The organism is Nocardia sp. SSK8 (genome assembly GCF_037034205.1).
Classification (GTDB): Bacteria; Actinomycetota; Actinomycetes; order Mycobacteriales; family Mycobacteriaceae; genus Nocardia.
In genome coordinates, this window is record NZ_JBAGKD010000007.1 from 378,896 (window position 1) to 390,831 (window position 11,936).

Below are 11,936 nucleotides of genomic sequence, written 5' to 3' on the forward strand. Positions count from 1 at the left end.
ACTGCGGTGCCCGGCGGGCCGGGCGGGTGCTCAGCGGGCGAGTACCGGTTCCGGCAGGTCGATCTCGGCCAGTTCGCACAGGATGCGCGCCACCTGGAGCAGGCGGGCCGGGACGGGTTCGGCGGCGAGCAGCTCGTCGCTGATGCGGCGCACGGTGCGGCCGTCGAGCACCGCGGCCACCCCGAAGCCGTCGACGGCGAGCAGGCCGCGCACCTTGGCGGTGAGGGTGGTGGCCAGGATGGAGTTGCCGCCGACCTCGAAGAAGTCGGTCTCCACGCCGATCCGGTCGGTGTCGAGCACCTGGGCGGCGATGTAGGCCAGGGCGGCCTCGAGTTCGTTGGCTGGGGCGACATAGGCGCTCACGACGTCACCATCGGCGGCCAGGCGCTTGCGGATGGCGGCACGGTCGAGTTTGCCGTTGGTGGTCAACGGGATGCGCTCGAGGACTTCCAGCGCGTCGGGAATCATGTACGACGGCAAGGCTTCGCTCAGCCGCTCCAGTGCCGTCGCCGCGGTGAGCGAACCGGCGACCGGCGCCGAACCGGCGGCGATCCCCGGCCCGGTAGTGGGCACCGAGCCAGCAGCGACGCCCGCATCGCCTGCGCTGGCCGGGGCGGTGACGGCGGTGGCCGGAGCAGCGGTGGTGACGGCGGCGGCGAGGCGGCCGGAGTCGGTGATCAGGGCGACGGCTTCGGTGATCTCCGGCAGGGCGGTGAGCGCCGACTCGATCTCGCCGAGTTCCACGCGGTAGCCGCGGATCTTCACCTGGTGGTCGGCGCGGCCGAGGAAGTCGACGGTGCCGTCGGGCAGGTAGCGGGCCAGGTCGCCGGTGCGGTACCAGCGCGTGCCCTCGTGCTCGACGAAGCGGTCGGCGGTGCGCTCCGGGTCGCCTCGGTAGCCGTCGGCCACGCTCGCGCCGCCGATCCACAGCTCACCCAGCACCCAGTCGGGGCAGTCCTCGCCGCGCTGGTTCACCACCCGCAGCGCCACATTGGCCAGCGGGGTGCCGTAGGGGACGTTGTCCCATTCAGCCGGGAAGTCGTCGGTGACCTCACAGACGGTGGAGTGGATGGCGGTCTCGGTGGTGCCGCCAAGGCCGACGAAGCGCAGGCCGGGCACCAGCGCGCGCATCCGCTGGGCGAGGTCGGTGCGGACCCGGTCACCACCGGTGAGCACCAGGCGCACGGTGCGCAACTGCTCGGCGGTGCCCAGCTCGAGCAGCATGGTGATCAGGCCGGGGGCGGCATTGACCACGGTGACCCCGGCCTCGGCGATCAGCTCGGCCCAGGCCTGCGCGTCACGCTCGGTCTCGGTGTCGACGCAGACCAGGGCACCGCCGCGAGCCAGCGCGGAGAAGATGTCGTAGACCGACAGGTCGAAGCCCAGGGCGGACAGGCCGATCGCGCGGTCCCGCTCGCCGACCCCGAAGCGGGTGTCGATGGCGTCGATGGTGTTGGCGGCGGCACGATGACTCACCTCGACACCCTTGGGCTCACCGGTGGAGCCGGAGGTGAAAAGCACATAGGCGAGGTCGTCGGGGGCGACAGCGACGGGGGCGTCCAGCGCGGGGCGGGCCAGGGCATCGGTGAGGGTCACGACCCGGACATCCGTGGGCAGGTCGGTTGTCTCCGCGCGCGCGCCGTCGAGCAGCGCCACGCGCACCTCACCGCGCGCGAGGATACGGTCGCGGCGGGCGGCGGGCTGGTCGGTGGCGATGGGCAGGTAGGTGGCACCGGCGGCCAGCACACCGAGGACGGCGGGGATCTGGCGGTGGCCCTTGGGGACGATCACCGCGACCGTATCGCCCTGGCGCACACCGGCTTCGGTGAGGGCGTTGGCGACGGCGAGGGACTGGGCGGCCAGCTCGCCGTAGGACGCGGAGCCGCCGTCGCGCCAACGCAGCGCGGTGCGTTCAGGATTCCGGGCGGCGCGTTCGAAGAAGGCGGCGTGCAGGGTGCGCGAGCCCAGGTCGGCGGCGGTGTTGTTGGCTTCGGCGCGGACGGCGCGCTGGGCTTCGGGCAGGTCGATGGTGAGGTCGGCGTTCCAGTCGGCGCCGTCCGCGACCAGCCGGTCCACGATGCGGCGGAACTCGGTGAACATGGCCTCGGCCACCCCGGCGGGCAGCGCGTCGCGGCGGATGTCCCAGTTCACCAGCAGGCCGCCGTTGAGCTCGGCGACCTGGGCGTCGATATCGACCTGCGGGCCCTGCGAGATGATCCACACCGGCTCACCGAACACCCGGGTGACCCGCTCGGAGAACAGCTCACCCAGGTCGAGGCCGGAGGTGAACACCACCGACGGCGTCACCGGACCGCCACGCAGTTTGCCCAGGTCGCGCAGCACATCCAGGCCCTCGTAGGCGGAATGCTCGGCGCAGGTGTGCAGTTCGCGCTGCAGCTTCTTGGCACGGGCCACGGTGGACTCGCGCTCGCTGGCGTCGACCTCGACCAGCACCGAGTTGGTGAAGTCGCCGACCACCTGGTCGATGTCGTCGTGCAACTGCTCGCGGGCGAACAGCGGGAGGTTGAGCAGGAAGCGCTGCTTGGCCGACCAGCGGGCGAGGGCCTCACCGAAGACGGTGGCGAGCGCGACCGCCGGGGTGACGCCGTTGCGGTGCGCGTTGCGGTGCAGCGCGGCCTTGGTGTCGGCATCGAACCAGTGGTGCAGGCGGATGCTGCGCGCGGCGTCGGCGCGCTCGTTCTCCGGGACCACCGGCAGCGACGGGATATCGGGCAGGGTGGTGATCTTCTCGGCCCACCAGGCGGCATCGGCGCTGTTGTCGGGCGCGCTGCCCGCCTTGGCGGCCAGGTACTGACGGAAGGTGACACCGAGCGCGGGCAGGGTGGCGCTGTCGGCCTCGTAGAGGGTGGCCAGGTCGTCGAGGATGCGGCGGTAGCTCTGGGCGTCGGCGGCGACCATGTCGACGTCGAGGTGCAGGCGGTGCCTGCCCTCGGCCAGGGTGCTCACCGCGATATCGACGACCTGTCCGGCGCCGACGTCCATGCGCTGGTGGCTCTTGTCCTGGCGGATGCGCTCGAGTTCGTCGGCGGCGTCGGCGCGGGCGCTCAGATCGGCGCTGGCGAAGACCGGGACCAGCGGCTGGGGCAGGACACGCTGGGTACCGCTGTCGAGGAACTGGGCGCGCAGCATGTCGTGGCGGCGCAGCAGCGCGTCGACCGCCCGCCGCAGCCGCTCGGGCTCGAGCCCGGCACCGTCGAATTCGACGTAGAGGTGCGCGGCCACGCCACCGAGCGCCTGGCCCTGCCTGCGGCCGACCCAGTAGGCGTGCTGCATGGTGGCGAGCTCGAACTCCTCACCCGCCTCCTCCGGAACGACCGGGACGGCGGGCGCGGGCTCGGGCGCCCCACCCGCCGCGGCCAGCAGCTCGACCCAGGCATTGATGGTCGGCTGCAGGGCGAGGCTGGAACTGCGCAGGTCATAGCCCTGCTTGCGCCACTTGGCGGACAGGTGCATGAGCTTCATGGAGTGCATGCCCAGGCTGACGAGATCGTCGTCGAAGCCGATGGTTTCGGGCGCGATGCCGAGATCGGCCGCCACGAGCTCGCGAACTTCCGCCTTGCCGAACATCAGACTCCTCAATCAACCAGAACTGTCCCCCAGGGGACACAAGGCAAGCCTTGCCTAACCTTCTGGCATCGTAACTCATGAGGGCTGTCGAAATGAACAATGTGGTTTGCCTAACCTACGTGACTACCCAGATATCGGCATCGCCACACCTCCGGAATCAACGAACGGCCGGTGCCGCGGGATCACCGCGGGACCGGCCGTCCGGAGGGTCAGACCGTGTAGGCCACGACCACGTCGTACCAGCGCCGGGTGAGCTCGACGAGCTCATCCGGCGGGAGAACCGCTGTGTTGCCGTCGAACTGGGCCACCAGGCAGGGGCGCCCGTCGCGGGCCACGACCGCGGTGGTGATGTCGACGGTGAAGCGCAGCGGCAACGCCGGATCGACCGCGACACCGAACTCCGCGGTGAAATCGGCGATCGGCACCGGCGACCACGGACCGCTGCCGAACTGCAGCACGTCGAACCGGCCGAGGTGGTTCAGGCGCAGCTGGGCACGCACCGCCCGGTCGCGCTCCCCCAGCGCGGGCTTGCCCGCCGCCGGGGACCAGTCCGCGGCCAGGCGCCCCGGCACGGCCAGGGTCTCCTCCACCGTGAACCAGCCGACCCGGCGCGAATCGTCGTCGGCCGGGCGGCCGTGGGATTCGCGGGTGAGCGCGATGGCGCCGGACTCGTCGGCGGTGCCGGGGAAGCTCGCGGCGCAGGCCACCAGCATCGCCTCGTCCAGGCTCACCTCGTGCTCGGCGCAGGCCGCCAGCAGCCGCTCGGTGTGCTCCGGGCCGAGTTCCACCAGTTGCTGGGTGGCGTGCACGGCCCGGTCGCGGGCGGGGTCGGTATAGCGGGTGCCGAGTACGCCGCCACGGATCACCGGGGTCACCGGCGCCGAATCGACCTCGGTACCAGCACCTTCCGGGGCGATCTCGCGGTCCTGTTCCAGATTGCGCAGGTCGTCGGCGAGGATCAGCCAGGAGACCACGTCCACCGCCAGGTGGTGGATCGAGAGCAGCAGCCTGCCGTCGAGCACGGTGGCCGCGATCATCCGGCCCGCGTCGGGGTCGAGCCGGTGCACGGTCTGTTCCAGCGCCCGCGCCGGGGTGAGCGAACCGTCGGCCACCACGGTGAGTTCGGCCGCGCTGGAGGTCTCCTCGACCACCAGTACCGCACCCGCCCCGTCGCGCCGCAGTCGCGAGCGCAGGGTGGGATGGGCGACGGCCAGCGCGTCGAGGCGGGCGACGATCTCGGCGACGGTCGCGCCCTCGGGCAGCGTGAGTACCTGGCTCTGGGCCAGATACCGGTAGTCACCGGTGGCGATGATCTCGTTGGCCAGCGCGGTCAGCGGCAGTTCGGTGCCCGCCGCGGTGACCTCGGTCGCCGCGAGACCGGTCTCGCCGTTGTCGATGCGGGCGGCCAGTTCACGCAGATCCGCCGCCGCGAGAACGTCTTTCGCGGCCACGCTGTATCCGGCGCCGCGCAGCCGCGAGACCAGGTCGATCACGCCGATGCTGTCGATCCCCAGGTCGATGAGGCTGTCCAGGATGCCGATGCGCGCGCCAGCGCCGTCGCGCATGGCCGTGATCAGTTCCAGCAGCGCGCGTTCGGTATCGGTGGCCGGTTCGGCCTCCGGGCCCTGCGCGACCGGCGCGGTGAGCAGGGCGGTGGCGGCGTGCACGTCGAGTTTGTCGTTGCGGTTCAACGGGATCTGCGCGACGTGCACGATCCGGCTGGGCACCAGGAACTGCGGCAGGCGCCGGGCGGCGGCCGCGCGAATCTGCGCGGCCGTGCGGTCGGCGACCACCAGCGCGCCGAGGCGGGTGCGGCCGTTGTCGGTGAAGGCCAGGGCGGCGGCGTGGGTGACGCCGTCGATCTCGCGCAGCACCACGGTGGCCTCGTCGGGCTCGACGCGGTAGCCGTTGATCTTGACCTGGCTGTCGATCCGGCCCTCGTAGACGACGGTGCCATCGGTATCGCGGCGCACCAGATCGCCGGTGCGGTACCGGCGCCCGGCCGCCCCCGCGACGAAGGCCGCCGCCGTGGTGGCGGGACGCCCCAGGTAACCCAGTGCCAGCTGACGGCCGGACAGGTACAGCTCGCCCTGCCCGCCGGGCGGCACCGGCCGCAGCCGGTGGTCGAGCACCTCGGCGGTCATGCCGCCGAAGGTGCGGCCGATGGTCGGCGCGACGTGGTCGTGCACGTCGGCCATCAGCGCCTCGACCGTGGTCTCGGTGGGGCCGTAGAAGTTGATCACCCGGGTGTCAGCCAGGCCCTGCAGCCGCCGCCAGGTGTCCTGGCTGATCGCCTCGCCGCCGAGCGCGAGCACGGCGAGGGGGCAGTGTTCGCGCCGGTCGACGGTCTCGAACAGGCCCGCGTCGATCAACCGGCTCAGCATGGACGGTGAGGTGTCGAAGATGTCGATGCCCTCGGTGCGGATGGCCGCGACGATCCCGTCGGCGTCGGTGCGCACCTTGTCGCCCAGCAGCACGACCGCGTGCCCGCTGAGCAGCGCGACCGTCGGCTGCCAGGCGGCGTCGAACCCGGTCGACCAGCCGTGCCCGATCCGCAGCTGCCGTCCGGCGCGCGCGGCGGCGGGGGCGAAGATGCGGTGCTCGTGATTGGACCAGTGGTTCAGCAGGGCACCGTGTGGAACGACGACGCCCTTCGGCCGCCCCGTGGTGCCCGAGGTGAAGATGACATAGAACGGCGTGTGCTCGTCCGGAACACGATGCGCCGCAACATCAACCGAGTCGGCACCGCGCGCAGGCTCGGCGCCCCGCCGTGCGTCGGCTCCACCCGGCCGCGAAGCGGCAACGATGTCGGCGTTTCCCACACCCTCGACCCCCGACGCAAGCGAGGCAGCGCTGATGTCGGCGTCTCCAGCACCCTCGACGCCCGTCACCAGCCCAGCAACGCTGATGTCGGCGTTCCCCGCACCCTCCACACCCGACGCAGGCAAGGCAGCGCTGATGTCGGCGTCTCCCGCTCCATCGGCGCTCGGCGACGGAACGGTGGCGGTGCCCCGGCGGACGACGCCGGAGTTGTCCGGCACCAGGTGCGCGAATTCGCGTCCCTCGGAACGCACGTCCGCCAGCAGTCCGGCCAGCGACTCGTCGGCCAGCACGACGCGCACATCGGCGGTCTCGAACATGTACGCGAGCCGGTCGGCCGGGGTGGCCGGGTCGACGTGCACGCACAGGCCACCGGCTTCGGCAATGGCGAAGGGGGCGTGCAGGACTCGGCGATCGCGCGGCAGTACTACCGCGACGGCGGTTCCGTTTCCGACGCCGTGCGCGCGCAGTCCACCGGCCAGCACCCGCACAGCGGAACCGAATTCGACGAAGGTGTGCTCACCGATCTCGTCGACGACGGCCACCCGTGATCCGGCGGCATCGGCGGCGGCCAGCAAGGCCTGCGGCACATTCTCGAACGGCACCGGGTGCGCGGGACCCACGGCCAGCGCGGCGGGTTCGTCGGCGAGCAGGACGGGGACGGCACAGCCGCGCTCGGCGTCGACGATGGCGCGGACCACCGCGAGCAGGCGGCGGGCGAGCCGGTCGGGCTCGAAGCGGGCTACCAGGTCGGGGCGGATCTCCACGCGGGTGATGAGCTGGTTGTCCTCGACCACGGGGACCACCGCGATCGGGTAGTGGCTCGGGGAGTCGATGCGGCGCGGGGCCAGGGTGGCGCCGTCGGCCAGCGGCATGCGCGCGGTGATCGAGCCCATCGGGGTGTTCTCGAAGACCAGCAGGGTGTCGAAGAGCTGGCCGATACCGGCCTGCTTGGTGATCTCGGCGATGCCCAGGTACTCGTGGGCGCGCAGGGCGGCCACCTCGCGCTGGAGTTCGGCGCCGATCGCGGCTGGCGTGCGCTCGTCCATGCGCACGCGCACCGGGATGGTGGTGACCAGCGCGCCGACCAGGCGATCGGCGTTGGGCAGCGAGGCGTCGCGGCCGGAGGTGGTCTGGCCGAACACCACGTCGTCGCGGCCGGTGAGGCTGGAAAGCACCCGGCCCCAGGCCATCTGGAGCACAGTGTTGAGGGTCAGGCCGTTGGCCCTGGCCCAGCGGGTGACCGTCTCGGTCTCGGCGCGGTCGAAGCGGGCCTCACCGAGCACGGGGATGTCGGCGGGGGCGGGCCCCGCGATCATCGGCATGGGTGCCAGGCCCGACAGGGCGGTGGTCCAGGCGTCGATGGAGGCGGCGGTGTCGCGGGAGGCCAGCCAGGCGGCGTGTTCGCGCAGCGGCGGGGCGGGCGGCAGGGTCGCGCCCTCGCCGCGGTGCAGCGCCATCAGGTCGGCGAACAGCAGCGGGATCGACCAGCCGTCGACCACGATGTGGTGGGCGGTGCAGATCAGCTCGTAGTCCTGCGCGCCGACCCGCGCGGCGGTGACGCGGAACAGCGGGCCGTTGTCCAGGTCGATCCGGATGCGGCCCTCGTCCCAGTAGCGCTGCCGGGCGGCGGCTTCCGGATCGGCGGCGTCGCGCAAGTCCAGCTCGGTCCAGCCGATGTGCCCGGCGGTGGTGGTGAGCAGCACCGGGTGCGGCAGGCCGTCGGTGACGACCGAGCCGCCCAGGTGCGGATACCGTTGCAGCACTTGGTCGAAGGCCTTGCGCAGCGTCGACAGGTCGGCCAGCCCCGCCACCCGCACGGCGAAGGTCACCAGGTAGGGGTCCACCTCGCCGGAGGTGGTGCTGACCGAGTACAGCCCGCGCTGCAACGGCGACAGCGCGACGACATCGAGGATCTGCGTGCTCACTGACCGAGCTTCTTCCCCAGTGCCGCGAGCATGGCCGGATCGAGGCCCGAGGCGCTCAGCGGCGCCACCTCGGCCGGGGCCGGGGCGGGTGCGGGCTGGGCGGCGGTCTCGTCGATCAGCGCGGCCAGCTCGTGGATGGCGGGCGAACCGAAGACCTGCTGCACATCGAAGGTGTAGCCGTTCTCGGCCAGGTCGGTGACCAGGCGCAGCGCGGCGATGGAGTCACCGCCGAGCGAGAAGAAGGTGTCCTCGCGGCCGATCTCGTCGTCCTCGTCGAACTCCAGCACACGTCGGATCGCCTCGATCACCGCGCGTTCGGTGTCGGTCTGACCCGGACCGCCCTGGCCGGGCAGGCCGAACATGTCGAATTGCGGTGCGGGCGCGGCGAACAGGCTCAGCGCGCAGGTCTCGTCGGTGCCCGCGGCCCAGGCACGGCAGCGGCGTTCGAGATGGGCGGCGAAACCCTCGAGCTCCGGCAGGGCCGGGCCCTGGAGGGTCACCACGACACCGTCGGCGTCCCCGGCGATATCCACCACGAGGTCCACGCCGTGCGGCTGGACCAGCCGACGGTCCAATTCCCGCACGGCGCAACCCCGCAGCCGCGCGGTCTGTGCCGCCGCGCGCACGCCGACGAGCACCTGGAACAGGCCGCCGGTAGCGACCGCGCCCGCGCCCTTGAGCTGATGGGTGAGCCGTTCGACGCGGGTGCTCGCGTGGGTGCGCGCGGTAGCGACGAGCTCGGCGGCCGCGGCGACCTGGTCGCGCGGGGTGCCGGTGGTGGTCGTATCGAACCGCAGCACCAGGTGATTGGCGAAATGGCCGATGGTCTCCTCGGCGCCGTCCGCGTCGCGGCCCTGGTCCAGCAGGCCGACGGCCAGATCGGTGCCGAGGCCCGCCTCGCTCAGTGAGCGGGCGACCAGGGTGGCGAAGGCCGCCGCGCGGTCGTGCCCACCGGCGAAGTCGGCCAGGGTCTCCGGGTCGACGCGGAACCGGCGCACCGGCTCGGCGGGCGCGGTGCCCGCGGCGGGCTCGGCGCGCTCGGGCAGCCCGGCCAGGCGGTCGAGCCAGTAGCTCAGCGCCGGGTCGACGGCGGGGGTGGTGGTCAGGCTCTTGAGCTGACGCGGCACGAAACCGGCGAACTGCGCGGCCGCCGGGGCGGCGGTGCCGGTGTTGTAGGCGGTGCACAGGGCCTCGGCCAGCAGGTCGAGGGCGAGGTCGTCGGCGGCGACCGGGTGCACCGTCAGCGCCAGGATCGAGCGCTCCCCCAGCACGAATCGGCGGATCCGCACGGGGATCTGCTCGATCAGGTCGAAGCGGTGCGCGGCCTCGGCGCGCAGGGCGTCGGCGAGTTCGGCGTCGGCGAGCGGCACCGTCGCGACGACCGTCTCCGGCACGGCGACCACACGCTGATACGGCACGCGCCGGTCCGCGGGGAACACGGTGCGCAGCGCGGTGTGCCCGTCCAGCACACCGGCGGCCGCGCGCTCGAGCGCGTCGGCGTCGATCTCGCCGGTGAGTTCCAGGGCGAGGAACACATTGGCGGCCGGGGTATCCCGCAGCCGCTCGGGCAGCAGGGCGGCCTGCTGCGCGGGCGCGAGCGGGACCGGGCGCGCGGGCGAGCTCATCGGCCGACCGCCGCGAAGGTCGGGTCGAGGGTCTCGAGCAGGTACGGGATCGACAGCGGGGTGGGGGTGTTGATCGCGCTGATCGTCTTGGTGTCGACGAAGGCGATGCCGCCGGAACGCACCGCGGGCAGGTCGTTGTAGCCGGGCAGTTCCTTGAACTTGGCCTCGAACTGCGGCATCGCGCCGCAGATGAGCGCGTCGGAGGTCAGCTCGTTGAGCCGCTCCGGGGACAGCGCGAGGCGACCGCCGGTGTTCGCCTGGGCGGCGATGTTGGCGGGGATGCTCATGCCGAGACGGGTGAACATCTCCGAGGAGCCGTCGTTCTGATCGGCCAGCACCATCAGCTGGGCGGGGCCGGTCAGCATGCAGGTGAGGAAGGTCTTGCCCGTCAGGTTCGGGTACTTCTGCGAGACCGCGTCGATCTTGCCGTTGACCCCGGCGATCACCTCGGTGGCCTTGTCTTCCTCGTGCAGCACCTTGCCGAGCACGGTGAGCTGGTCGGACCACTTGTCGACCTGGGCGTTCGGGGTCACCGCGCCGATGGTGGGCGCGATCTGCGAGAGCTTCTCGTACATCGGCTGATCCACCAGGAAGCTGGGCACCAGGATCAGGTCGGGCTCGACGGTGGCGATCTGCTCGGCCATGTCGCCGCCCATCTTCAGGACGGTCGCCTTCTCCAGCTCCGGCGGGGTCCAGGGCAGCTGGGACTTGCCGCCCATGGCGACGCTGTCGGCGTAGGCCACCGGGGTGACCCCCATGGCCTGGGTGGCGTCGAGCCACTGGCTGCCCAGGGTGACCACGCGCTCGGGCGTCCCGGACACGGTGGTCTCGCCGAAGTTGTGCGTGATGGTCACGCCGGCGCCGGTCTCGGTGTCGTCGCCGGAACCGCAGGCGACCAGGCCGGAGACCAGCCCGAGCACCAGCAGCACCAGTCCGGCCCGGCCTGCCGCGCGCCTGCGCGGCGCCTTGTTGTCTCGCCGCATCGTCATCGACAGAGCTCCTCGTGTTCGCGGCCGCGGATCGTTCAGCGGGCCTTCGTCGATAGTAGGTTAGGCTAAGCGAATTTCAGCCAGCCATCGGTGGTCCAGTGCGCACGATCACCTGTCGGCAGGAGTTCGCCGCCTTCCGGCCCCGCCTGCGCGACCCCGCCGACCCACACCTGCCCGGTCACCCCCGGCGGCACCGGGGCACCGGCCGCATCGAGCACCAGCACGCGCGCCCCCGGCACCGGCCGCACCCGGCCGGACCCGTCGAGCGGCCCCCGCGCCGCCGAACCCGCGTACCCGGGAACCACATAGCCGACCATGCCGAGGACGCCCCGCGGCGCGGTGACACGTAAACCCTTGTCACCCAGCACATCCCACCGCCTGTTCCCGGCCTCCGCCGGATCGGTGGGTAATGCGTCGGCCGGGGCCACCACATGGGTCGTCCGCTCGGACACCACCGCCGTCACACCATCGACCGCGAGCTCCACCAGCGCGCCATCGGCCAGTCCGGCCAGCGTCTCGACGAGCACCCGAACCGCCCCGGGCTCGACACCGATCACCCGGCACTGAGCCGTGGACCGCGCCGGGTCCGGCCGCGCGGTGTCCCGACTGGCCGCCACCCCGCGCCGGTCAGCCACCGCGGCGGCCACGGCCGCGGGGCGGAAGGACGGAGCGCCAGGCAGTTCGAGCAGGGTGCCGGTGGCGTCTGCCGCGACCAGCTGCTCGAGCGCACTGAGCAGCGCGTCGAGCGGAGTATCGGCGCCCGTGCACCAATCGGCTGCAGCGCGTGGGGTGTCGAGCACGGAATCCGGCCGCTGACCACGGGCAGCCGGGGCGAGTGGAGTGTCAACCGTGGAATCCGGCCGCTGGCCACGAGTAGCCGGGGCGAGTGGAGTGTCAACCGTGGAATCCGGCCGCTGGCCACGAGTAGCCGGGGCGAGTGGGGTGTCGACCGTGGAGTCTGGCCGCTGGCCACGAGTAGCCGGGGC

At 72.3% G+C, this 11,936-nt stretch carries 5 protein-coding genes; all 5 read right to left on the bottom strand.

Going from position 1 to position 11,936, the window contains the following annotated elements; translation table 11 throughout:
• Positions 1-30: 30 nt before the first annotated feature.
• The 5 genes from WA675_RS16680 to WA675_RS16700 all read right to left on the bottom strand — a co-directional run bounded on the left by WA675_RS16680 (position 31) and on the right by WA675_RS16700 (position 11,750).
• On the bottom strand, positions 31-3,588 hold the full coding sequence (locus tag WA675_RS16680) for an amino acid adenylation domain-containing protein (protein WP_336085444.1): 3,558 nt from the start codon (positions 3,586-3,588) through the stop codon (positions 31-33).
• 209 nt (positions 3,589-3,797) lie between these two features.
• On the bottom strand, positions 3,798-8,336 hold the full coding sequence (locus tag WA675_RS16685; RefSeq protein WP_336085446.1) for an AMP-binding protein: 4,539 nt from the start codon (positions 8,334-8,336) through the stop codon (positions 3,798-3,800).
• A complete protein-coding gene (locus tag WA675_RS16690; RefSeq protein ID WP_336085448.1) occupies positions 8,333-9,961 on the bottom strand; it encodes a condensation domain-containing protein in 1,629 nt (542 codons plus the stop codon). Before WA675_RS16690 ends, WA675_RS16685 begins: the two co-directional genes overlap by 4 nt.
• Positions 9,958-10,950, bottom strand: coding sequence for an ABC transporter substrate-binding protein (locus WA675_RS16695; protein ID WP_336085450.1), 993 nt, complete (start codon positions 10,948-10,950; stop codon positions 9,958-9,960). Before WA675_RS16695 ends, WA675_RS16690 begins: the two co-directional genes overlap by 4 nt.
• A gap of 65 nt (positions 10,951-11,015) precedes the next feature.
• Positions 11,016-11,750: a hypothetical protein gene (locus tag WA675_RS16700; RefSeq protein ID WP_336085452.1), complete on the bottom strand. Its 735-nt coding sequence runs from the start codon at positions 11,748-11,750 to the stop codon at positions 11,016-11,018.
• Between the last annotated feature and the right edge of the window lie 186 nt (positions 11,751-11,936).

Bases quoted from the DNA above. Each gene is read 5' to 3' on its own strand.
- WA675_RS16680 (WP_336085444.1), bottom strand. From the start codon at position 3,588: ATGTTCGGCAAGGCGGAAGTTCGCGAGCTCGTGGCGGCCGATCTCGGC.
- WA675_RS16690 (WP_336085448.1), bottom strand. From the start codon at position 9,961: ATGAGCTCGCCCGCGCGCCCGGTCCCGCTCGCGCCCGCGCAGCAGGCC.
- WA675_RS16695 (WP_336085450.1), bottom strand. From the start codon at position 10,950: ATGACGATGCGGCGAGACAACAAGGCGCCGCGCAGGCGCGCGGCAGGC.